The organism is Zhenhengia yiwuensis (assembly GCF_014384995.1).
In the GTDB taxonomy this organism is placed as follows: domain Bacteria; phylum Bacillota; class Clostridia; order Lachnospirales; family Cellulosilyticaceae; genus Zhenhengia; species Zhenhengia yiwuensis.
On the sequence record NZ_JACRSY010000010.1, the window covers coordinates 80,710 to 105,059 of the forward strand.

The 24,350-nt window shown below is 34.4% G+C and carries 25 protein-coding genes; 24 read left to right on the plus strand and 1 reads right to left on the minus strand.

The window, feature by feature from the left end:
- Positions 1-42: 42 nt before the first annotated feature.
- The 10 genes from lspA to purB all read left to right on the plus strand — a co-directional run bounded on the left by lspA (position 43) and on the right by purB (position 11,466).
- Positions 43-537: a signal peptidase II gene (gene lspA, locus H8718_RS07960; protein WP_177672167.1), complete on the plus strand. Its 495-nt coding sequence runs from the start codon at positions 43-45 to the stop codon at positions 535-537.
- Between the two features lie 3 nt (positions 538-540).
- The gene (locus H8718_RS07965; RefSeq protein WP_177672166.1) at positions 541-1,452 is read left to right on the plus strand and encodes an RluA family pseudouridine synthase; all 912 of its coding nucleotides are present in this window, start codon (positions 541-543) and stop codon (positions 1,450-1,452) included.
- A 185-nt stretch (positions 1,453-1,637) separates the two neighbouring features.
- Positions 1,638-2,168 carry a bifunctional pyr operon transcriptional regulator/uracil phosphoribosyltransferase PyrR gene (gene pyrR, locus H8718_RS07970; RefSeq protein WP_177672165.1) on the plus strand — a complete coding sequence of 177 codons (531 nt, stop codon included), beginning with the start codon at positions 1,638-1,640 and terminating at the stop codon, positions 2,166-2,168.
- Between the two features lie 28 nt (positions 2,169-2,196).
- Entirely contained in the window at positions 2,197-3,513 is a 1,317-nt protein-coding gene (locus H8718_RS07975) for a uracil-xanthine permease family protein (RefSeq protein WP_330597606.1), read from the plus strand.
- Between the two features lie 84 nt (positions 3,514-3,597).
- Positions 3,598-4,827: a competence/damage-inducible protein A gene (locus tag H8718_RS07980; protein ID WP_177672163.1), complete on the plus strand. Its 1,230-nt coding sequence runs from the start codon at positions 3,598-3,600 to the stop codon at positions 4,825-4,827.
- A gap of 74 nt (positions 4,828-4,901) precedes the next feature.
- The gene (gene recA / locus H8718_RS07985) at positions 4,902-5,963 is read left to right on the plus strand and encodes a recombinase RecA (protein ID WP_177672162.1); all 1,062 of its coding nucleotides are present in this window, start codon (positions 4,902-4,904) and stop codon (positions 5,961-5,963) included.
- A 142-nt stretch (positions 5,964-6,105) separates the two neighbouring features.
- Complete coding sequence (locus H8718_RS07990; protein WP_249332509.1) at positions 6,106-6,735, plus strand: regulatory protein RecX; 630 nt, start codon at positions 6,106-6,108, stop codon at positions 6,733-6,735.
- A 92-nt stretch (positions 6,736-6,827) separates the two neighbouring features.
- Positions 6,828-8,387 (plus strand): ribonuclease Y, encoded by a 1,560-nt coding sequence (gene rny, locus H8718_RS07995; protein WP_177672160.1) that lies wholly within the window; start codon positions 6,828-6,830, stop codon positions 8,385-8,387.
- A 298-nt stretch (positions 8,388-8,685) separates the two neighbouring features.
- A complete protein-coding gene (locus tag H8718_RS08000) occupies positions 8,686-9,879 on the plus strand; it encodes a pyridoxal phosphate-dependent aminotransferase (protein WP_249332510.1) in 1,194 nt (397 codons plus the stop codon).
- Between the two features lie 156 nt (positions 9,880-10,035).
- Positions 10,036-11,466 (plus strand): adenylosuccinate lyase, encoded by a 1,431-nt coding sequence (gene purB / locus H8718_RS08005; RefSeq protein WP_177672158.1) that lies wholly within the window; start codon positions 10,036-10,038, stop codon positions 11,464-11,466.
- 143 nt (positions 11,467-11,609) lie between these two features.
- Here the strand turns inward: purB and H8718_RS08010 are convergent, their stop codons facing one another.
- Positions 11,610-12,068, minus strand: coding sequence for an NfeD family protein (locus H8718_RS08010; RefSeq protein ID WP_249332511.1), 459 nt, complete (start codon positions 12,066-12,068; stop codon positions 11,610-11,612).
- Positions 12,069-12,198: 130 nt separating this feature from the next.
- On the opposite strand from H8718_RS08010, the gene proC reads away from it, so the two are divergent.
- The 14 genes from proC (at position 12,199) to nusA (ending at position 24,349) form a co-directional block, all read left to right on the plus strand.
- On the plus strand, positions 12,199-12,999 hold the full coding sequence (gene proC / locus H8718_RS08015; RefSeq protein ID WP_249332512.1) for a pyrroline-5-carboxylate reductase: 801 nt from the start codon (positions 12,199-12,201) through the stop codon (positions 12,997-12,999).
- 15 nt (positions 13,000-13,014) lie between these two features.
- Positions 13,015-13,551: an NUDIX hydrolase gene (locus H8718_RS08020; protein ID WP_177672155.1), complete on the plus strand. Its 537-nt coding sequence runs from the start codon at positions 13,015-13,017 to the stop codon at positions 13,549-13,551.
- Positions 13,552-13,610: 59 nt separating this feature from the next.
- On the plus strand, positions 13,611-14,189 hold the full coding sequence (locus H8718_RS08025) for a stage II sporulation protein M (RefSeq protein ID WP_177672154.1): 579 nt from the start codon (positions 13,611-13,613) through the stop codon (positions 14,187-14,189).
- 415 nt (positions 14,190-14,604) lie between these two features.
- The gene (rpsB, locus tag H8718_RS08030) at positions 14,605-15,351 is read left to right on the plus strand and encodes a 30S ribosomal protein S2 (RefSeq protein WP_249332513.1); all 747 of its coding nucleotides are present in this window, start codon (positions 14,605-14,607) and stop codon (positions 15,349-15,351) included.
- A 21-nt stretch (positions 15,352-15,372) separates the two neighbouring features.
- Entirely contained in the window at positions 15,373-16,284 is a 912-nt protein-coding gene (tsf, locus tag H8718_RS08035) for a translation elongation factor Ts (protein WP_177672152.1), read from the plus strand.
- Between the two features lie 138 nt (positions 16,285-16,422).
- On the plus strand, positions 16,423-17,130 hold the full coding sequence (gene pyrH / locus H8718_RS08040) for a UMP kinase (RefSeq protein WP_177672151.1): 708 nt from the start codon (positions 16,423-16,425) through the stop codon (positions 17,128-17,130).
- 18 nt (positions 17,131-17,148) lie between these two features.
- Positions 17,149-17,703 (plus strand): ribosome recycling factor, encoded by a 555-nt coding sequence (frr, locus tag H8718_RS08045; protein ID WP_177672150.1) that lies wholly within the window; start codon positions 17,149-17,151, stop codon positions 17,701-17,703.
- A 51-nt stretch (positions 17,704-17,754) separates the two neighbouring features.
- A complete protein-coding gene (locus H8718_RS08050) occupies positions 17,755-18,456 on the plus strand; it encodes an isoprenyl transferase (RefSeq protein ID WP_177672149.1) in 702 nt (233 codons plus the stop codon).
- Positions 18,457-18,467: 11 nt separating this feature from the next.
- Entirely contained in the window at positions 18,468-19,283 is an 816-nt protein-coding gene (locus H8718_RS08055) for a phosphatidate cytidylyltransferase (protein ID WP_249332514.1), read from the plus strand.
- 15 nt (positions 19,284-19,298) lie between these two features.
- Entirely contained in the window at positions 19,299-20,465 is a 1,167-nt protein-coding gene (locus tag H8718_RS08060) for a 1-deoxy-D-xylulose-5-phosphate reductoisomerase (protein ID WP_177672147.1), read from the plus strand.
- Positions 20,462-21,490 carry a M50 family metallopeptidase gene (locus H8718_RS08065; RefSeq protein WP_177672146.1) on the plus strand — a complete coding sequence of 343 codons (1,029 nt, stop codon included), beginning with the start codon at positions 20,462-20,464 and terminating at the stop codon, positions 21,488-21,490. Before H8718_RS08060 ends, H8718_RS08065 begins: the two co-directional genes overlap by 4 nt.
- On the plus strand, positions 21,487-22,545 hold the full coding sequence (gene ispG / locus H8718_RS08070; RefSeq protein ID WP_283246180.1) for a flavodoxin-dependent (E)-4-hydroxy-3-methylbut-2-enyl-diphosphate synthase: 1,059 nt from the start codon (positions 21,487-21,489) through the stop codon (positions 22,543-22,545). Before H8718_RS08065 ends, ispG begins: the two co-directional genes overlap by 4 nt.
- Positions 22,546-22,722: 177 nt before the next feature.
- On the plus strand, positions 22,723-23,187 hold the full coding sequence (locus H8718_RS08075; protein ID WP_249332515.1) for a ribosome maturation factor RimP: 465 nt from the start codon (positions 22,723-22,725) through the stop codon (positions 23,185-23,187).
- Between the two features lie 28 nt (positions 23,188-23,215).
- Positions 23,216-24,349: a transcription termination factor NusA gene (nusA, locus tag H8718_RS08080; protein WP_249332516.1), complete on the plus strand. Its 1,134-nt coding sequence runs from the start codon at positions 23,216-23,218 to the stop codon at positions 24,347-24,349.
- Position 24,350: the final 1 nt, after the last annotated feature.

Genomic DNA, 24,350 nt, shown 5'->3' on the forward strand with positions numbered 1-24,350 from the left:
GCACGTTTTTCTTATGAGTAAGGCTTGAAAGGAGAAAAAGAGATGCGTTTTTTAGCACCTATTAGTGTAGCACTTTTGGTGATTTTGGATCAGCTTACTAAAATAGGTATTGTAGAATATTTTTCTGATCCTAGCAAAGAGAATATTATTTTATGGCCAGGTGTTTTAGAGTTGACTTATGTAGAAAATAGAGGAGCAGCTTTTGGGATGATGCAAGGTAAGGTATGGCTTTTTGTTATCATTACAGCAGCGGTTCTTGTTATGATTGTATGGTACTGGAGACATATTCCACAAGGTAGGACAGGTCATTGGATGAAAGTTGCACTTGTGCTAGTTATGAGTGGTGCTATAGGAAATTTCATTGACAGAGTTTGTTTAAATTATGTACGTGATATGATTTATTTTTCTCTTATTGATTTCCCAGTATTTAATGTGGCAGACATGTGTGTAGTAGTAGGAGTGGTTCTACTCTTCCCTATTTTATTGTTTGGTAATATTGAACAAGAGGAACAAGAATTAATTGACAACGAGGAATAGACAATGAATGAAACATTAGAATTATATGTTAAAGAGAGTGGACAAAGGCTAGATAAATATTTAGGCCAAGTTTTAACGGACTATACACGTTCTTTTTTGCAAAAACAAATAGAAGAAGGTAATATTTTAATTAATGGTATAGTACAGCCAGCACGTTACAAAGTAAAACAAGGTGATTCTATTACAGTAAATATTCCAGAGCCTAAAGAGGTAGATATTATTGCTGAAAATATTCCAATAGAAATTCTTTATGAAGATGATGATCTTATTATTGTCAATAAGACGCAGGATATGGTGGTGCATCCTGCACCGGGTAATTATACAGGGACATTAGTCAATGCACTTCTTTATCATTGTAAAGATGGACTTTCTGGTATTAATGGAGAAGTACGCCCTGGTATTGTACATCGTATTGACAAGGATACATCAGGTATTTTAATGATTGCTAAAAATGATAAAGCCCATTTAGCTTTATCGTCACTTTTAAAAGATCATCATATTACACGTAAATATCATGCTATTGTATATGGAACTTTTAAAGAAAAAGAAGGTATTGTTGAAAAGCCTATTGGCAGATCACCAAAGGACCGTAAGAAAATGGCTATTGTAAGTGATGGACGCTATGCGAAAACACACTATAGAGTTTTAGAGGAATTTGACAAGTTTTCTTACGTAGAACTTACACTGTTTACAGGAAGAACACATCAAATTAGAGTACATTTAGCAAGTATAGGACATCCTATTTTAGGAGATCCTATTTATGGACCTCAAAAATCTATGTGGGGACTTACAAAACAGACTTTACATGCTAAAGTATTAGGATTTGAACACCCAACCACCTCACAATATGTAGAATTTAATAGTGATTTACCAGGCTATTTTCAGACAATACTTGACAGATTAAGAAAGATGTGATAAGGTCAAACTGATAAAATCCTTTAAAGTAGTCCGCGAGGCTAATAAGGATGTACAGATCGGTTAATAGGCCAATTCATATTGCTTAAAAGCAGTATTGAAATATGTATATCTAAAAAGCTTCTTACAGGTGTAGGAAGCTTTTTTATTTTGAGGATTATGGACAAGAGAAGGAGGAAATTTTCATGGCATTTAAAGTATTATTAGATGAACTTGCTATGAATCGTGCACTTACACGTATAGCACATGAAATTCTTGAAGCAAACAAAGGGGCTAAAAATATTATACTTGTGGGAATTGAGACAAGGGGAGTACCTCTTGCGCAAATACTCGCAGACAAAATTAAAATGATTGAAAATGTAGAAGTACCCGTTGAGAAAATTAATATTGCTTTTTACCGTGATGATTTAGAGAAAAAGTATACACAACCTTTAGCTGGGGAAAGCAGTATTCATGATATTAATGACAAAACAGTTATTTTAGTAGATGATGTTATTTATACAGGTCGTACAGTGCGTGCTGCAATGGATGCACTGATGGATTTGGGCAGACCAAGTTATATTAAATTAGCAACGCTTATTGATAGAGGACATAGAGAGCTTCCTATTCGTGCAGATTTTATAGGAAAAAATATTCCTACTTCTAAGAAGGAAATTGTACATGTTAAAATCCAATCAATAGATGGAGAAAGCTGTGTTTTACTAGAAACTAAATAAGAAAATTTAATAAGAGAGAGGGATTGAAGTGGAACAAATTTCAACAGGTAAAAAAGTTATTTTAGGCATGCAGCATGTGCTTGCAATGTTTGGAGCAACAGTACTTGTACCTATGCTGACAGGACTTAATCCAGGTATTGCTATTTTAGCAGCAGGTATAGGTACACTTGTATTTCATTCTGTTACAAAAGGAATTGTACCAGTATTTTTAGGTTCAAGCTTTGCGTTTATTAGTGCTATTAGCCTTGTTTTATCACAATATGGTATTGGTGTTGTGAAAACAGGTATTATTGCAACAGGATTTGTCTATATAATGATGGCAGGTATTATTAAACTTGTAGGGGTAGAAAAGGTTAAATCATTCTTCCCACCGATTGTAGTAGGACCTATGATTATGGTTATTGGCCTTAGATTAAGTCCAACAGCTATTAATATGCTGCGTATTGATAGTACACCAGAGAATCTACTTGCAAATCTTCCAGCTGGTATTCCAGAAGATTTACCAATTGAAGTTATTCAAAATATGGGTATTGTATTACCTTTAGATATGCAAAAAGTATTTGTTGCTCTATTAGTTGTATGTATTGTTATTGCCATCTCTATTTGGGCAAAAGGTTTCTTCAAAATGATTCCTATTTTAATTGCGGTTGTAATGGGATATGTAGTTTGTTTAGTAATGGGAATGATTGATGTAACACCTATTATGGAGGCAAGCTGGATAGGTTTCTCGGAAGAAGCTTTTAGCCAAATAATGACATTGCCAGCCTTTAATCAAGATGCATTAGTAGGAATATTAGCAATAGCACCTATTGCACTCGTTGTATTTATTGAGCATATTGGAGACATTACAACAAATGGTGCGGTTGTAGGAAAAGATTTCTTTAAAAATCCAGGAATTCATAGAACACTTCTAGGTGATGGTTTAGCTACTGTAGCAGCAGGTCTTTTAGGTGGCCCAGCTAATACAACTTATGGTGAAAATACAGGTGTACTTGCTGTTACAAAAGTATATGATCCAAAAATTATTCGTATTGCAGCGCTTTTTGCTGTTGGTTTAAGTTTATGTGGTAAGTTTACAGCACTTGTTAATACCATTCCAGGTGCTGTTATGGGTGGTATTAGTATTGTACTCTTTGGAATGATTGCAGCAGTAGGTGTACGTACACTAGTTGAAGAACAACTTGATTTTAAACATAGCCGTAACTTACTTATTGCAGCTGTTATTTTTGTAGTAGGTATTGGTGTATCTGATGTGCCTATGTGGGGAAATATTACCATTTCAGGACTTGCCATCGCAGCTTTATTTGGTGTAATTCTTAACAAGTTCTTACCACAAGATCTATAATAATTGCTATACTTAAGTAAAAATAGTGTTATACTAATAGGGAGATAAATATCTCCCTATTATTTTTTTGAGAGGGATGAGAAAGTGAAAGCTGAAATACTTGCTGTAGGTAATGAGGTCATTATGGGACATACAGTTAATACAAATGCAAGTTATATTGCAAAACGTCTTAAAGAATACGGCATAGGGGTTAAATACCATATTGCAGTAGGGGATTGTAAAGAGGATATTGAAGAAGCTTTAGCCCATGCATTAAGTCATGCAGAGTATATTTTTATAATAGGTGGACTAGGTCCAACTCAAGATGATCTAACTAAAGAAACAGTATGTCAGTATCTTAAGAAGCCTCTTGTGTTTTATCCTTCTATTTATGAAGGAATTGTAGCCTATTTTGCAAAAACAAATCGTATAACACCAGAAAATAATCGTAAGCAGGCATATTTTCCAGAGGATGCATCTATTTTAGACAATCATAATGGAACAGCTCCAGGATGTATGATTCCAGTAGAAAACAAAAAAATTTTCTTATTACCAGGACCTCCGAATGAACTTATTCCCATATTTAACAATGAAGTCTGTCCCTATTTAGAGAAGGATCTAAAAGAGGTTTATTATACTTTAGATATAAAATGTTTTGGTATAGGAGAAAGTCATCTTGCACAATTAGCAGGAGACCTATTGGGTGAATTTGAAGATACACTAATAGCACCTTATGTAAGTAATTTAGAAGTTATCATTCGTATTTGTACTTGGAAAACAAGTATAGAAGCCGCTAGGCAAGAGGCTGAGCGTTATAAAAATAAGATAGAAGAGCGATTAAGACCTTATATAATTGGTTATAATGAAGAAACGATAGAAGAGAATATTTTGAAACTTCTACAAACTAAGCAATATAGTGTAACAACGGCTGAATCTTGTACAGGAGGATTATTGGCTGGAACATTAGTTAATTGTGGTGGCATTTCGAATTATTTTAAGGAAGGTATAGTTACTTATAGTAATGAAGCCAAGATGAAGTATCTTCATGTTAAGGAAGAGACTTTAAATCAATTTGGCGCAGTAAGTTATGAAATAGCTAAAGAAATGGCAGAGGGTGTAAGACAAACTGCAGGGGCTCATATTGGGCTTGCTACAACAGGCATTGCAGGCCCTGATGGCGGCACAGAGGAAAAACCTGTAGGGCTTGTCTATATAGGTATAGCATTGCCAGGTGAGACTTTTGTTTATGAATTACATTTACAGGGTGATAGGCAATCTATACGGTTGCAGGCAGTCAAACATACACTTTATCAGCTCTATAAAAAACTTAAATAATTAGGACTTGCTATTAGGAAAAAAATTAGTTATAATAAACACAGAACAAATGTTCGATTAGATGAAGAGGTGAGATGATGAATAACGAATCAAAAAAAGCTTTAGATGCAGCTATAGCTCAAATTCAAAAACAATTTGGTAAAGGCTCTATTATGAAGCTAGGAGAAGCAACAGAAACAAGTGTATCTACTTTTCCAACAGGTTCATTAAGTTTAGATATAGCCCTTGGGGTTGGGGGAATGCCACGTGGAAGAATTATTGAGGTATATGGACCTGAGTCTTCCGGTAAAACAACCGTTACACTTCATATGATTGCAGAAGTTCAAAAAATGGGAGGCATTGCAGCCTTTATTGATGCTGAGCATGCATTAGACCCAGCTTATGCTAAAAAATTAGGTGTAAATATTGATGAACTTTATATTTCACAACCAGATAATGGAGAACAAGCTCTTGAAATTGCAGAAACAATGGTACGTTCAGGTGCAATTGATCTTGTTATTGTAGACTCTGTTGCAGCCCTTGTACCACGCGCAGAGATTGAGGGAGATATGGGTGATTCTCATATGGGTCTTCAAGCAAGACTTATGTCACAAGCCCTTAGAAAGCTTACAGGTGTAGTGAATAAATCAAAATGTACAGTAGTCTTTATTAACCAATTACGTGAAAAAGTAGGAATTACTTTCGGAAGTAATGAAACAACTACAGGTGGTCGTGCTCTTAAATTCTATGCATCTGTGCGTTTAGATGTACGTAAAATTGAAACACTTAAACAAAGCAATGAATTTATTGGTAGCCGTACACGTGTAAAAGTTGTTAAAAATAAAGTAGCTCCACCTTTCCAACAAGCAGAATTTGATATTATGTATGGTGAAGGTATTTCTAAAGAAGGTGATGTACTTGACTTAGCAAGTAATATTGATATTGTTAATAAAAGTGGTGCATGGTATTCTTATGGAGATATAAGACTTGGGCAAGGTAGAGAAAATGCTAAAGTATTCCTTAAAGAAAATGAGGATCTTCTTAGAGAGATTGAAATGGCTGTACGTGAACATTATGGTATCAACAAACTGCAAGAAGGAAACTATGATGAGCAAGATGTAGATGCTGAAGAAATGATGTTAGATTTAGAAGATTAATAGTAAAGGATATAACAAGTCGTTTTCATGTTATATCCTTTTTTTATTATATAAAAACTAAATAATGCTACCATAAATACCTAAGCAGCTAAGGAGAAAAACGTTTAGAAATTGAAAAAATTGGGAAGGATTTAAGGGAACTATGAATTATGAAATTACAGCAATTGAAGAACAGAAAAAAGATCCTAACAGATGTTCAGTATTCATTAATGGAGCATTTGGATTTGGACTTTCTAAAAAGGCTGTAGAGCGTTATCAGCTCTGTGTAGGCATGGTATTAGACCAGCCAGCCTATGAGAAGCTTATGGCAGCGCTCCAGTTAGATAAGGCTAAATTTAAGGCATTAGATATGATTAGCAGAGGAAGCAAGAGTGAGAAACAAATGCGTGAAAAACTTATTCAGGCAGAGTATAGTGAATATATTGTAGAGGAAGTTATGCAGTTCTTAAAGAAATATCAGTATATTGACGATGATGCACTTGCTAAAAGATATATAGAATCTAGAAGTCAATATAGCCATAAAAGTTTAAGACAAATTAAAGCAGAACTCTATAGAAAAGGTATTGTAGTGGATCAAGTAAAAGACTACTGTGAAGATACTGAAGAACGAGAAGAAGCTAATATAGAGTATTTTTTAGATAAATTTAGATATGACCCTACATGGGATATTAAACAAAAGCAAAAGATCATTAATCGTCTTTTAACAAGAGGCTTTCAATATAGTCAAGTGGAAAAATGCCTAAGAAAGAGAAATGAAGGCTTTGACGCCTAAGGCGTATGCTTGACAGTGTTTTTAAAAAGTTATACAATTATGTTGTTATTTGCACGTTTTTAGCACAAAAATAGGGAGGTGGTAATATCAGCATGAGTAGTAGTGCCATAATTGGTATAGTTGTGGCAGTAGTAATAATAATTGTAGTTGGAATATTATGCTTTGCAGCAGGCATTCTTTATAGAAAGCGTATAGCAGAGGCTCAAATTGGTTCAGCAGAAGAAAAAGCGCGAAAAGTAATAGATGATGCTATAAAGACTGGGGAAGCTAAAAAGAGAGAAATGCTTTTAGAAGCAAAAGAAGAAAATATTAAAGTTAAAAACGAATTAGACAAAGAAGTTAAAGAACGTAGAGGTGAACTTCATCAGCTTGAAAGACGCTTACTACAAAAAGAAGAGGTACTTGATAAGAAATCTAATCAATTCGAGCAAAAAGAAGAGCAACTTCAGATAAGACTTGATAAAATTGAAAAAACAAAATTCCAAATTGAAGAGGTAGAGAGAAAACAACTCGAAGAATTAGAACGCATTTCAGGTTTAACTTCAGAAGCTGCTAAACAATATCTATTAAAGACTATTGAAGATGAAGTTAAACATGAATCAGCGCTACTTATTAAAGAAATTGAAGCCAAAGCTAAACTTGAAGCAGATAAAAAAGCAAAAGAAGTACTTACAAATGCTATTCAAAAATGTGCCGCAGACCATGTAGTAGATACAACAGTATCTGTTGTACCATTACCAAACGATGAGATGAAAGGGCGCATTATCGGGCGTGAAGGACGCAATATCCGTACTCTTGAAACACTTACTGGTATTGACTTAATTATTGATGATACACCAGAAGCTGTTATCTTATCAGGATTTGATCCTATCCGTCGTGAAATTGCAAGAATTGCACTTGAGAAACTAATCGTAGATGGCCGTATACACCCTGCACGTATTGAGGAAATGGTTGAAAAAGCACGTAAGGAAGTTGAAGTTCTTATTCGTGAAGAAGGAGAGGCTGCAACTTTTGAAACAGGTGTACATGGTATTCATCCAGAACTTATTAGACTTCTTGGTAAGATGAAATTTAGAACAAGCTATGGTCAAAATGTATTAAGACATTCTATTGAGGTTTCAAACTTAGCAGGTCTTATTGCAGGTGAGCTTGGGCTTGATATTCGCCTTGCAAAACGTGCCGGATTATTACATGATATCGGCAAATCTGTAGATTATGAAGTGGAAGGTTCCCACGTAAGCATTGGTGCAAATCTTTGCCGTAAATATGGTGAAAATGCAGTTGTAGTAAATGCAGTAGAATCTCATCATGGTGATGTAGATCAAGAAACAGCTATTGCTGTTATTGTTCAAGCTGCAGATACCATTTCAGCAGCTCGCCCAGGTGCAAGACGTGAAACACTTGAAACTTATATTAAACGTTTACAAAAATTAGAAGAGATTGCCACATCTTTCAAAGGTGTAGAAAAATCTTTTGCAATCCAAGCTGGACGTGAAGTACGTATTATGGTTGTACCAGAGGAAGTAGATGATGAAGGACTTATTTTATTAGCGCGTGAAGTGACTAAACAAATTGAGAAGGATTTAGAATATCCTGGTCAGATTAAAGTAAGTATTATCAGAGAAACTAGAGCAACTGAATATGCTAAATAGATTAAAGAAGTAGTATAATTTTTATACTACTTCTTTTTTGTGCAAATTTGAGAGTTTTATTAAATGAAAATTCATAAATTAAATCTAATACAATTTAAGAAATGAAGTAAAATAGAGAAATATAAATAAAATTAAGCAGAAAAAAGTATTAAACTTGTAAAATAGAACAAAAATAAAGAGAACTGCATAAAATAATATTAAAAAACATTATGAATTTTAAGATTATATTTCTTGCAAAAGTCTGATAAATAAATTATAATAATCATAAAAATTCAAAATAAACTTAGGTGGTGAAGATATGATATCTAGATTAGCAAGTAGTATAGCACCGTCTTCGACTTTAGCTATTACAGCTAAAGCAAATGCTATGAAAGCAGAAGGTATAGATGTTGTAGGATTTGGGGCGGGAGAGCCAGATTTTGATACCCCCGATTATATTAAACAGGCAGCTATTAAAGCTATAGAGGGAGGCTTTACAAAGTATACTGCTGCATCGGGTATTTTAAGTTTAAGAAAGGCTATTGCAAACAAGCTGCAAAAAGAGAATAATGTCGTTTATACACCTGAACAAATTGTAGTGAATAATGGTGCTAAGCACTCTTTAGTAAATACCTTTATGGCTTTGTTAAATCCAGGAGATGAGGTTATTGTACCTGCACCTTTTTGGTTAAGCTATCCTGAAATGATTAAAATGGCTTATGGTATTCCTAAAATTCTTTATACATCTAAGGAGAATGCATATAAATTACAACCTTCAGATCTAGAGGAAGCTATTAGCACTTATACAAAAGCTATTGTAATCAATTCGCCTTCTAATCCTACAGGCGTTGTCTATACACGAGAAGAGCTTAAGGCTTTAGCTGAAGTAGCTGTTAAATATGATTTATGGATTGTATCTGATGAGATTTATGAATACCTTGTATATGAGGAGGCTGAACATACATGTATTGCTTCTTTGTCTGAAGAGATTTATAATCATACAATTACTATTAATGGACTTTCTAAAAGTCATGCTATGACAGGATGGCGCATAGGCTATATTGCTGCTCCTTTAGAAGTTGCAAAAGCAGCTGGGAATATTCAGTCTCATGCTACTTCTAATCCAAACTCTATTGCTCAAAAAGCTGCAGAGGCTGCTCTAGATCTTAGTAAAACTTTTGCTAAAGATATGGTGGAAGTATTCAGAGAGAGAAGAGAAGTTATGTATAAGGGGTTATGTGAGATTGAAGGATTTGATGTGATTAAACCACAAGGTGCTTTCTATTGTTTTATTAATGTCTCTGCTTTATATGGTATGAAGTATGATGATCAAACCATTACGAATGCTGCAGATTTTGCAAAATATCTTTTAGAAAAAGAAAAAGTAGCCATTATACCTTGTCAGGATTTTGGAGCACCTGATTGTATAAGACTTTCCTATGCAATGAGTGAAGAACTTATTCAGAAAGGGCTTTTAAGAATAAAAGATTTCGTAAGTAAATTACAGGCATAGAGTTTTCTCTCTATGTCTTTATTTTTTTAGATAAGATTATGAACAAAATAATAAAAAATTATAAAAATGTTCGATTATGGTTGAGTTTAATAAAAAAATTTCTTATAATAAAAGAGAACTATAAATTGACGGGTAGCAGAAGAAAGGAAGAAGTGCATGAAAGATACTTACTCAAGTCCATTAGCAGGCAGATACGCAAGTCGTGAGATGCTTTATTTATTTTCAGATGATAAAAAGTTTAGAACATGGCGTAAGCTATGGATTACATTAGCAGAAACAGAACAAGAATTAGGTCTTGCTATTACAGATGAACAAATAGAAGAAATGAAAAAATATGAACAAGACATTAATTATGATGTAGCAGATGCATGGGAGAAAAAAGTAAGACATGATGTTATGGCACATGTACATGCGTATGGTGAACAAGCAGAAAAAGCTATGCCAATTATTCATTTAGGGGCTACAAGTTGCTATGTAGGAGACAATACAGATCTTATTATTATGTACGAAGCATTAGAAGTTATTCGTGTTAAAGTGCTTAATGTTATGCAAAAGCTTACTGAATTTGCATTAAAATATAAAGGAATGCCAACACTTGGTTTTACACATTTCCAAGCAGCTCAGCTTACAACAGTAGGAAAAAGAGCAACACTATGGCTACAAGAGTTGTGGCTTGATTTACAAGAAATTGATCATTTACTTGCACACAAGAGATTAAGAGGGGCAAAAGGTACAACAGGTACACAAGCAACTTTCTTAACTTTATTTGATGGAGACTTTGAAAAAGTTAAAGCTTTAGATAAACGTATTGCTGAAAAATTAGGTTATGAAGATGTATTCCCTGTAACAGGACAAACTTATTCAAGAAAAGTAGATGCTCAAATTTTAAACGCTTTAAGTCAAGTGGCACAATCTGCTTATAAATTTAGTAATGATATTCGTTTATTACAACACTTAAAAGAAATTGAAGAACCATTTGAAAAAAATCAAATTGGATCATCTGCTATGGCCTATAAACGTAACCCAATGCGTAGTGAGCGTATAAGTGCTTTATCACGTTTTGTAATTTGTGATGCACTTAATCCAGCTATGACTTCCTCAACACAATGGTTTGAAAGAACACTTGATGATAGTGCCAATAAACGTTTATCTGTTTCAGAAGCATTTTTAGCAACAGATGCTATCCTTGAAACTTATTTAAATATTACAGATGGGCTTGTTGTTTATCCGAAAGTTATTGCTACGCATATTCAAAATGAACTACCATTCATGGCTACAGAAGTCATTTTAATGGAAGGTGTTAAACGCGGTGGTGATAGACAAGAACTTCATGAGAAAATCCGCGTGCTTTCTATGGAAGCAGCTTATGAAGTGAAACAAAATGGTAAACCAAATGACCTTATTGAACGTATTCTTGCAGATGGTACATTTAAAATGACAGAAGAAGAATTACGTAGTATTCTAAAACCAGAACTCTTTATTGGATGTGCAAGTATGCAGGTAGATGACTTTATCGGTGAAGTGATTCAACCTATTTTAGATGCCAATGCTGAAGTGTTAGGTAGAGCTGGTGAAGTAAGGGTATAAGTTTTATCAAATAAAATCTATTTAAAAAGGTGTAGAAGCTCTTTGAGCTCTACACCTTTTATGTTTAATAATCTTAATAGAACTTAAGGCGATTAATAGAATGAAAATGATTAAAAGAATCATACCAATAATAAGCAACATGATTAGGACTCCTTAGATAGATAAGCTTCATCTTTTTTGGGGGTAACAACAAGTCTCACGCCTCTAATTTCTTCAATAATAACAGTAGCACCTTTTTCAATAGAAGTGTTATCTAAGGTAATAGCACTCCAAATTTCACCATCTAGTTTTACTTGGCCTACTCCACATGTAGAAGAGGTGATAGCTTCTAGAACAATTCCTTTTTTACCTATGAGTGCATCAATATTGGTGGGAATAGAATTTTTATGTGAAAATTGGGTCGTAAAACGCTTGGTTAAAGTAATAAGTAGAATAAAGGACACAATAAGGAAGACGCCTAATTGAATAGGAATACTAGAAGTAAATAAAGAAGTAATAAGACTTGCAAAAGCACCTACGCAGAACCACATAAGAAAGAATCCACTGTAGGCTATTTCAGCAATAGCAAAAGCAATGCCTATAACTAACCATAGCAACCACATAAAATCACTCCTTTCTTTTAAGCCATACAATGTTATAATAAAGAGAGTATGAGCTTACAAAATATTACATTATGATTATATCATAGTAATTTGAATATTTTAAATAAAACTTGAGAAATGAGGAATAAAGATGAACAATTTTGGATTTATTGGCGCAGGCAATATGGGGAGTGCAATGATTAATGCTATTGCTAGAAAATTTGAAGAGGCTATCTGTGTTTATGATGTAGATAGTAGACAATATGAAAAGTTTACAGAAAATAATATTTGCAAGTGTGAAGATATTGAAACTTTAGTAGAAAAGTCTACATATATTGTTTTAACGATTAAGCCTCAATACTATAAAGGTGTATGTGAGCAAATTAAAGATTTATTAACACCAGAGCATGTTATTATTACCGTGGCACCAGGATTTAGTATTGAAGAAGTGAAAAATCTTTTAAATGGACATAAGAAAGTTGTACGTACTATGCCAAATACACCAGCTTTAGTAGGAGAAGGTGTTACAGCTTTATGCTATGATGGACAAATGATAGAAGGAAATGAAGCAAAAGTTATTGAGGAGCGATTTGGAGCTTTTGGTAAATCTTTTAAGGTAGAAGAACATCAGATGAATGCTATCGTAGCCTTATCAGGCTCATCTCCAGCCTACGGTTATCTTTTTATTGAAGCGATGGCAGATGCAGCAGTTAAATTTGGCATTCCAAGACCAATGGCATATGAAATGGCGGCACGTTCTATTAAAGGGGCTTGTGAAATGGTTATAGAAACTAAAGAGCATCCAGGTACACTAAAAGATGCTGTTACTTCTCCAGGAGGAACTACTATAGAAGCTGTAGCTAAATTAGAGGAGACAGGTTTTAGACACAGTGTCATTAGTAGTATGACTGCATGTTATGAAAAAGCAGAAAAGATGAGTCAGAAAAAATAAAGAGGAGAGGATTAGATGAGCGCAAAGCGTATAGGGAGAGAAGAAATTTATAAAGGTAAAATATTTACAGTAGTACAAGATGAAATTGAATTTGAAGATGGAAATAGGGCAAAATGGGATTTGGTCATGCATAATGGGGCTTGTGCTATTGTACCACTTACAAAAGACTTAGAAGTCATTTTAGTTAAGCAATATAGAAATGCAGAAAATGGAGATGTCTTAGAAATACCAGCAGGTAAGCTTGAAAAGGGAGAAGAACCTTTAACATGTGCGAAAAGAGAACTAGAGGAAGAAATTGGATATAGAGCAGGAGCTATCGAAAAAATATGTGCTATGTATACAGCAGTAGGATTTAGTAATGAAAAGCTCCATCTTTATATAGCAACCGAGCTTGTGAAAAGCAAACAAAGCTTAGATGAAGATGAATATATTGAACTTGTAACCTATCCGCTTGAAGAAGCGATTAAGATGATTTTTACAGGAGAAATTAAAGATAGTAAAACCATAGTAGGATTATTGGCTGTTAAAGAATTTTTAAGAAAGACGTTCTAATCTATTTGAATACTTCATACCTTAATAATAGGACAAACCTATAGAAAGAGGGGGAGTGTTTGAAAAAGTATTATCATCTATTTTTACGAGGTGTTATAGGGGAAACCCTTTTCTGGCTTGTACTGTTTTTAATTGGCCTTGTAGCGGGAAGTTTATATAGCATTTCATTAAAGAATCAGACAGAACTGTTTTTTGTACTAAATCAAATAACTATGACGCCTTTATCTCATAAAGGAAATGAGTGGGCTCTATTAAAGGAATCAATAGGGATACATCTTATACAGCTCATAGGTATGTGGCTAGGGGGATTATCAAAGCTTACGTTTATCATTAGCCTGTTGATATTCCTGGGCATTTCATTTAGTTATGGTTTTTCTGTAACAAGTTTCTTTTTGTTATATGGAATGAAGGGGATTTGGGTGAACTTACTTCTTTTCGGGCTCCAGGGACTTATTATTGTTTTTATGGGAATGTATATTGGAGAGCATAGTTTAAGGTATCAGCAAAAGGGAAAAGAGCATTATTTAAAACCCTATTTAAATGTACTAGGTTTTGCCTGTATCAGTATAGGGATAGTGAGTTTGGTAGATACTTATATTCAGCCTATGCTACAAACACTTATTTATAGAATTTTATAAGAGATAAAATTTAAATAGCTTATAGCGTTATGCTTTAAATGTATTTTGACATAATGCTATAAGCTATTTTTAAATAATATAATATTATTCTTGTTGATAGTTATAGTTTATAGGGTAAATCCTATAAAAGATAGATAAGCTTAGTATACAATGAATACATTCAAATGAAAGATTCTATAATGGAATTAGAAAGATTTCACAGCTTTCTGAATTACACTTGTCGTAAACTTATATGACATTATTCTAGCTATTTTAACAGGAAAATCATAAAATCTAATTTAATGTATTGTCTTACAACATAGAGTATGGTATAATTCAATGCGAAAATAAAACACACACATAGTATGGTGCAAAAAGGTGCTGAATAAGTCTTTTGCATAAAGACTATGTGGAGGTATAACCAGGAGGAAATAACATGAGCGTAATTTCAATGAAACAACTTTTAGAAGCAGGTGTTCATTTCGGACATCAAACAAGAAGATGGAACCCAAAAATGAAAGAATACATCTTCACAGAAAGAAATGGCATCTACATCATCGACCTTCAAAAAACAGCTAAAAAAATCGATGAAGCTTATGCTGCAATTCGTCAAGTAGCTGAAGAAGGCGGAAAAGTATTATTCGTAGGTACTAAAAAACAAGCTCAAGAATCAATCAAATCAGAAGCAGAACGCAGTGGTATGTACTATGTTAACCAAAGATGGTTAGGTGGTATGCTTACAAACTTCTCAACAATTAAAAGCCGTGTTGCTAGACTTAAACAATTAGAAGAAATGGAACAAGACGGTACATTCGAAGTACTTCCTAAAAAAGAAGTAATTGAACTTCGTAAAGAAATGGACAAACTTGAAAAGAACTTAGGTGGTATCAAAGAAATGAAACAATTACCAGACCTTATGTTCGTAGTTGATCCAAGAAAAGAAAAAATCGCTATTCAAGAAGCTCACATCTTAGGAATTCCAGTAGTAGCTATCGTTGATACTAACTGTGATCCAGAAGAAGTTGATTATGTAATCCCAGGTAACGATGATGCTATTCGTGCGGTTAAATTAATCGTAGCTAAAATGGCTGATGCAATTATAGAGACAAATCAAGGTGAAATCTTTGAAGCAAACGCAGAAGAAGAAACAGAAGCAAACAGCGAAGAAGTTATCGCTGAATAATTAATCTGGAGGTAATGTACAATGGCTATTACAGCTGCTATGGTAAAAGAGTTACGTGAAAGAACTGGCGCAGGTATGATGGACTGCAAAAACGTATTAAATGAAGTTGATGGCGATATGGAAAGAGCTATCGAAGTATTACGCGAAAAAGGTTTAGCAAAAGCTGCTAAAAAAGCTGGTCGCGTTGCTGCTGAAGGTCTTGTTAAAGAAATGATTTCTGCTGATCATAAAACAGCTGCTTTAGTTGAAATCAACTCAGAAACAGACTTCGTTGCTAAAAACGAACAATTCGTTACTTTCGTAAATCAAGTAGCAGAAATGGTACTTAACAACGAAGTAAATGATGTAGAAGCATTAAAGGCTCTTCCATGGTGTGAAGATGCATCTAAAACAGTTGGTGATGTTTTAACAGAAAAAATCGCTACAATTGGTGAAAACTTAACACTTCGTCGTATTGCTCGTATGACAACAGATGGTGTATTTGCTGCTTATACACATGGTGGTGGTAAAATTATCGCTGTAGTTGAAATGGGCGCTGAAGGCGAAAAAGCTCTTGAAGTAGGACGTAACGTTGCAATGCAAATTGCAGCTGTTAACCCAGAATACATCAGAACAGAAGATGTGTCTGCTGAAAAACAAGAAAAAGAAAAAGAAATCTTAATGCACCAAGCACTTAATGAAAACCCAGGTAAACCTGAAAACATCATTGAGAAAATGGTAATTGGTAGATTAAATAAACAACTTAAAGAAATCTGCTTACTTGAACAAGAATATGTTAAAGATCCAGATTTCACAGTTGGTAAATATGTTGCAGCTGAACTTGGCAATGCTGATGTAGTTAAAGCTTTCGTACGTTTCGAAACTGGCGAAGGTATCGAAAAAGTAGAAGAAAACTTTGCTGAAGAAGTTGCTAAACAAATGGCTGGAAACTAATAAGAGTAACATATAGGGGGCACATGGTGTCCCCTTTTTTACAGCGTAGACGCCATGAAAATACTTAATTATTTTTATTTACGTCTAGAAATAAGAAGAATTTTGTGGTAGAGTATTCATAGCAGGAAGGTGAATGTAATGCAAAAATATAACCGTGTACTTGTTAAGTTAAGTGGTGAAGCGTTAGCAGGAGACAAGCAAAGAGGTTTTGATCATGAGGTTATTACACGTGTAGTTGGCGAACTTAAACAACTTGTTCAAAATGGAATAGAAGTATGTGTTGTAATTGGTGGCGGAAACTTCTGGAGAGGCCGTACAAGTGGAGATATGGATCGTACAAAAGCTGACCAAATTGGGATGTTGGCAACAATTATGAATGCCATTTATGTTGCAGATGTATGTCGTAGTGAAGGTATTGAATCCGTAGTTCAAACACCATTTGCAGTAGGAAACATGACTGAACTTTTCTCAAAAGATAGCGCTCTTCTACATATGAAACAAGGAAGAATCGTTTTCTTTGCAGGCGGAACAGGACATCCTTATTTCTCTACAGATACAGGTGCAGCACTTAAAGGCTGTGAAGTAGAAGTAGGAGCACTTCTTTTTGCTAAAAATATTGACGGTGTATATGATAGCGATCCAAAGCTTAATCCAGAAGCTAAAAAATATGAGCGTCTTTCATGTCAAGAAATGTTAGCTAAAAACTTAAAAGCAATTGACGCTGCCGCGGCAACTTTATGTATTGATCAAAAGCTTCCAGTTATCGTATTTGATTTAGATACACCAGGGGGTATTTTAAAAGCTGCAGCAGGTGAACCAATAGGCACCACCATTTATGTGGAATAACTTATAGGAGGATATTTTATGAATCAACAATTAAACAAATATCAAGACAAAATGCAAAAAACTATCAATAGCCTTTTAGATGAGTTTAACACAATTAGAGCAGGGAGAGCGAATCCACACGTTTTAGATCGTATCTCTGTAGATTACTATGGCGCACCAACACCAGTTGTGCAAGTAGGTAACGTAAGTGTTCCAGAACCACGTATCCTTATGATTCAACCATGGGATGCTACATTACTTAAAGCAATTGAAAAAGCAATTAATGAATCTGACTTAGGTATTAACCCATCTAATGATGGTAAAGTTATTCGTCTTGTATTCCCTGAGCTTACAGAGGAACGCAGAAAAGAACTTACTAAAGAAACTAAGAAAAAAGGCGAAAATGCTAAAGTTGCTATTCGTAATATTCGTCGTGAAGCGTTAGATGCATTCAAAAAAATGCAAAAAGCTAATGAAATGACAGAAGATGAATATAATACAATAGAAAATGGCGTGCAAAAATTAACGGATAAATTTGTTGAAGAAATTGATCGTCATATTGAGAATAAAAATAAAGAAATTTTATCTGTTTAATCATTTAAAACTCCTCAATATGAGGGGTTTTATTGTTTTTTAGGAGGCATTATGATAGAGAAAAACAAATTACCTAGACATGTTGCAATTATTATGGATGGAAATGGGAGATGGGCTAAAGAACGTGGATTCTCCCGTAATGAAGGTCATAAAAAAGGAAGTGAAGTTGTAAAAAAGATTACGAACTATGCTGAAAAATTAGGTATAGAATATTTAACAGTATATGCCTTTTCAACTGAAAATTGGAAGAGACCACAAGATGAAGTAGATGGCTTAATGAATCTCTTACGCCGATATTTAAAAAATCATATAAAAGATACCAAAAAGAATAATGCCAAGTTTAGAGTAATTGGAGATCGTATAGGGTTACCGCAAGATATTCAAAACCAGATTGAAGAGCTGGAGGGGCTAACAAAAGATAAATCAGGTATTTGTATTAATATTGCCATTAATTATGGGGGAAGAGATGAAATCATTAGAGCATGTAGACACATGATAGAAGCTCGTGTAGAACCAAATGCTTTAAATGAGGAATTATTTGAAAGTTTTCTAGATACGAAAGGGATACCAGATCCAGATTTAATGATTCGAACAAGTGGAGAAATGAGAACAAGTAATTATTTACCATGGCAGCTTGCTTATAGTGAATTTTACTTTACACCTTGTTTATGGCCAGATTTTACAACCAAAGAATTTGATAAAGCATTAGAAGAATACAGTAACCGAAAAAGACGCTTTGGTAAAAGTGAATAGGAGGAACTCACGTGCTTAAAAGAGTTTTAACAGGTGTTATAGGTATACCACTTGTTATTTTAATAATGATTCTAGGAAATCCACTTTTACAAATTATGGGGTGTATCGTAGCACTGATTGGTGTCTATGAGTTTTATGATGTGATAAAAAAACAGTATCATCCTATTGATTGGATAGGATATGGTGTAACTATAATCTTTTTCTTAAATCATAGGGGGATTATGGAGCATTTCGCTCTATTTATAAGTTTAGTCATTATGGGATTACTGATTTTTATGGTATATACTTATCCTAAATATAATATTGTGGATTTAGCACTTACCCTCTTTGCGCCTTTATATGTAGGACTTTTAATAAGTTTTGTAATCCTCTTACGCGAAGCGGAGTATGGACAATTTTTCGTGTGGCTTATTTTTATTAGTGCATGGGGAAGCGACACGTGTGCTTACTTTACAGGTAGCCTAATTGGAAAGCATAAATTAGCGCCTGTATTGAGTCCTAAGAAAACAGTTGAAGGTGCTATTGGTGGGGCAGTAGGAGCAGGACTTTTAGCAGTAGTTTATACCTATATTTATACATTGTTTGCAATTCCATATATGCGTGAAAATATGTTGCTCATAGTAGGAATAGTGGTAGTAAGTGCTATACTTTCTCAATTTGGTGACTTAGCAGCTTCAGCTATAAAGCGTACATTAGGCGTTAAAGATTTTGGATATATTTTTCCAGGTCATGGTGGTGTATTAGATCGTTTTGATAGTATTTTATTTGTAGCACCTTTTATTGTGATTGCATTGCAATTTATTTCAGAATTTAAGATGATTGCATAGATAGGAGTTTAAATCGTGAGAACAAGAAAAATTGCCTTATTAGGCTCAACAGGTTCTATAGGAACACAGACACTCGATGTAGTCAGTCATGATGAACACATAGAAGTAGTGGGGCTGAGTGCACATCGTAATATAGATTTGTTAGAAGAACAAATTAAAAAATATCATCCTAAAGTAGTTTGTGTAATGGATGAAACAAAAGCACAAGAATTAAGTAGAAGAATGGCTAGTCAAAATCTTGCTGTTGAAGTAACCTGCGGCATGGAGGGGCTTATTGCAGTAGCAACTTTAGAGGAAGCAGAAGTTGTTGTAACTGCTGTAGTAGGCATGATTGGTCTGCTCCCTACACTGGAAGCTATTAAAAAAGGTAAAATTATTGCTCTTGCTAACAAAGAAACTTTAGTAACAGCAGGGGACCTTGTAATGGAGACAGCTAAAGCTTATAATGTACCCATTTTACCTGTGGATAGTGAGCATAGTGCCATTTTTCAATGTTTAAGAGGTAATAGTCATCAGACCGTTTCACGTCTTATTCTAACAGCTTCGGGTGGGCCTTTTAGAGATTATACAAAAGACATGCTTCAAAATGTAACGGTTGAAGCAGCTTTAAAACATCCTAACTGGAGTATGGGAAGTAAAATTACTATTGATTCAGCTAGTTTAATGAATAAAGGACTTGAAGTTATTGAAGCTAAACATTTATTTGATGTTTCTTTAAGTCAGATTGATGTCGTTGTACACAAGGAAAGTATTATTCATTCCATGGTAGAGTACATAGATGGCTCAACAATCGCTCAGCTTGGTATGCCAGATATGAGACATCCTATTGCCTATGCCCTATATTATCCAGAACGTACTATGACATCTTATATACCTAAATTAGATTTTACTAAAATGAGTAATCTTTCTTTTGAAGCACCTAAAAAAGACTTATTCCCTTGCTTGCAGCTTGCTTATGATGCTTTAGAGATAGGTGGCACTATGCCAGCTGTTTTAAATGCAGCTAATGAAGTTGCTGTAGAGGCATTTCTTCAGAGAGAAATAAGCTTCTTGCAAATTCCTGAAATGATTCATGAAGTTATGAATCGCCACATATGTATAAGTAAGCCAAGCCTTGAAGAAATTCTAGAGATAGATAAATGGGCAAGGGTATACAGTAGACAGGAGGTTGCAAAACTGTGAGTAAAATCATAATGATTGTATTAATGTTTGCACTTATTATTTTGATTCATGAACTTGGACATTTTTTAGCAGCACGCTTTTTTAAAGTACGAGTTAATGAATTTGCTATAGGAATGGGGCCTAAGCTCTTTAGCAAGCAAAAGGGTGAAACTTTATATTCTATACGTGCACTCCCTTTAGGTGGATTTTGTAGTATAGAAGGAGAGTCCGGAGACTCTTATGAAGAAAATTCTATGATGACTAAACAACCATGGCAAAAATTCATTATTTTCATAGCTGGAGCAGTAATGAACTTTTTACTTGCATGGCTGATTTTTACTGTTATTATTGGCTATTTAGGGTATAGTACCAATGAAATTAGAGTTGTTCAAGAAGGTTTGCCGGCTTATGAAGCAGGTTTAGAAGCAGGAGACCGTATTATTGCTGTAGATGGGAATAAGACAGAGGATTTAGAGGATATACTAAATCAAGTAAGTGATCCACATAAAAGCTATGCCTTTACTATTGAGAAAAGTAATGGTGCGAAGCAGGATATCAATCTGACGCCTCAAATTATGGAAGATAATACAGCTAAATTTGGATTTTCAACTACCAGTGCACATACAAACATAGGACGTATGATTGTAGATGGATTTAAGACTAACTTTGTGATGGTGAAACAAGTTTTCCAAAGTTTTATTGATCTTATTACAGGAAAGCTAGGCGCAGACCAGCTAGCAGGGATTGTAGGTGTTGTACAGATTACTTCTGACGTATGGAATGAAGGAATGAAAGAAAGTTTTACAGCGGCATTTATGAATTTGTTATATGTAGCCGGTATACTTTCAGCAAACTTATGTGTCTTTAATTTACTACCTCTTCCAGCCTTAGATGGTGGACGTATCGTCTTTACTTTAATTGAAATGATTAGACGTAAACCAGTTGACCCAGAAAAAGAGGGGATGGTACACTTTATTGGATTCGTTCTTTTAATGGGGCTTATGGTATTTGTACTTTATAATGATATAATGAGGATTTTTGGATGATGTATACAAGAAATGAAACAAAAATAATTAATATTGGTGGTGTTCAAATAGGAGGAGGCAATCCTATAGCTATCCAATCTATGACGAATACCAAAACACATGACGTAGAAGCAACAGTTAATCAAATCCTTAAACTTGAGGAAGCAGGATGTGAAATTGTTAGAGTAGCAGTGCCAGATGAGCAGGCTGCTCGAGCTATTTCAGATATTACAAAACGCATTCATATTCCACTTGTTGCGGATATACATTTTGATTATAGACTAGCTTTGATGGCTATTGAAAATGGTGTACAAAAGCTTAGAATTAATCCAGGTAACATTGGAAATAGTGAGCGTGTACAAAAGGTTGTAGAAAAGGCTAAGGCGTATCATATTCCAATACGTATTGGTGTGAATTCAGGCTCTGTAGAAAAAGTATTACTTGAGCAATATGGTGGGGTCTGTGCAGCTGCTATGGTAGAGAGTGCTAAGAAACATATTGATTTATTAGAGGGTATGGATTTTACCGATATTGTAGTATCTCTTAAAGCTTCGACGATTCCTCTTGCAATAGAAGCTTATACATTATTTGCTAAGAAATATGCTTATCCTTTACATGTAGGGATTACGGAAGCTGGGACACTTTATAGAGGGACAGTGAAATCATCAGCTGGACTTGGTGCTATTTTATCAAGAGATATCGGTGATACGATACGTGTTTCACTCTCAGATGATCCAGTTCAAGAAATTGAATGTGCAAGGGCAGTATTACAATCTTTGGAACTTAGACAATTTGGTGTAGAGATTATCTCTTGTCCAACTTGTGGTAGAACAAATGTCGATTTAATTGGACTTGCTAAACAAGTAGAAGAACGTACTAAACATATTACAAAGCCTCTTAAGATTGCAGTAATGGGTTGTGCAGTAAATGGGCCAGGAGAAGCTAAGGAAGCAGATATTGGTGTTGCGGGAGGAAGAGGCGAAGGACTTATCTTTAAAAAAGGTGAGATTGTACGTAAAGTGAAAGAAAATGAACTACTAGAAGTGTTTATGCAGGAACTTAATCAGATTCTTTGAATAGAGTCTTGATTTTTAGTATAAAACGTATTATACTTTTTGTAGTATATATTGATGCGACTAGAAAGAGTGGGTAATTTGCCCACTCTTTCTATATGCATGGATGAATTGTTTATAACTTAAATGAATAGTTCATCTAGAATAAGCAAAACTATTTGTATGAGAGGATGAGCGCAAATGAACAAAAAACAAATAGTCGATGAAGTAACTAATTACCTTGAACCTATTCTTGCAAAGTTCAACTTTGAATTAGTTGATGTAGAGTTTGTAAAAGAAGGTCCTTCTTATTTTTTAAGAATCTATATTGATAAAGAGGGCGGCGTTACTATTGAAGACTGCCGTATAACAAGTCGTGCCATTGAAGAAGTATTAGATGAAAAAGATATTATTGAGCCAGCTTATATGTTAGAGGTAAGTTCACCAGGTCTTGATCGTGTACTAAAAAAAGATAAAGATTTTGAACGCTTTAATGGTCATGTTGTAGATGTAAAACTTTACACACCAATTAATAAACAAAAAATGATTCAAGGAGAGCTTGTTTCAAAAACAGAAGAAACTCTTACACTTTGTGATGAGGATGGAGAAACAATCGAAATCCCAATGAAAAATGTTGTAGTCGTAAGACTTGCTATACTATTTTAAATGTAAAATGCACTAGAGGAGGATTATAATGAATCAGGAATTTATTATGGCAATTGATCAAATTGCGAAATCTAAAGGAATTAATAGAGATAAGCTATTTGATGCCATTCGACAATCTATAGAGGCAGCTTGTAAAAAACACTTTGGAAGTGTAGGGGTAGTTAAACCAATTATTCGTGTAGACATCAATGAAGAAACTGGTGATGTAAAAGTCTATGCAGTGAAAAAAGTTGTTGAAGATGACGAAGTAGATGTAGATATTGCTGAAATTGGTGTATCAGAAGCTAAAAAAATCAATCCAGTTATTGATGTTGAAGACGTTATTGATGTTGAAATTACACCTAGAAACTTTGGACGTATTGCAGCTCAAAATGCTAAGCAAGTTGTTATTCAAAAAATTAAAGAAGCAGAACGTGAAATGGTTTATGATGAATACAGTGTTAAGCTTAATGATATCATTAAAGGAACTGTAATGAGAAAAGAAAAAAATGGTTTTATTGTTCAACTTGACCATACAGAAGCTTCTCTTCCTCTTACAGAAGCTATCCCAGGTGAAACTTTTGAGACTGAAATGGGTGGTGAAGATCATACGACACAAAGAGCTTTCTACTTATTAAATGTAAAAGACTTTAACAAAAATGAGCAAAAAATGGATGGTAAATCAAAGGGTGGCGCACAAGTTATTGTTTCTCGTACACATCCAGATTTAGTAAAACGTCTCTTTGAACAAGAAGTTGTTGAAATTAAAGAAGGCGTTGTCGTTATTAAGAGTATTGCAAGAGAAGCAGGTTCTCGTACAAAGATTGCTGTTCACTCAAATGATCCTGTAGTTGATCCAGTAGGGGCTTGTGTAGGTGAAAAAGGTAAACGTATCAGTCTTGTAGTAGATGAACTTAATGGTGAAAAGATTGACGTTGTACGTTGGAGTGAAGATCCAAAAGAATTTATTGAAGCGGCGCTTAGTCCAGCTAAAGTTCTTGAAGTATCACTTGAAGAAGTAGAAACTGAAAGAGGTATTGAAAGAAGTGCAAAGGTTATCGTACCAGAAAACATCTTAACTTTAGCAATTGGTAAAGGTGGTCAAAATGTACGCTTAGCAGCAAAACTTACTGGATGGAAAATTGACATTAAAAGTACACCTGTAGAAAATACAGAGGAGTAAT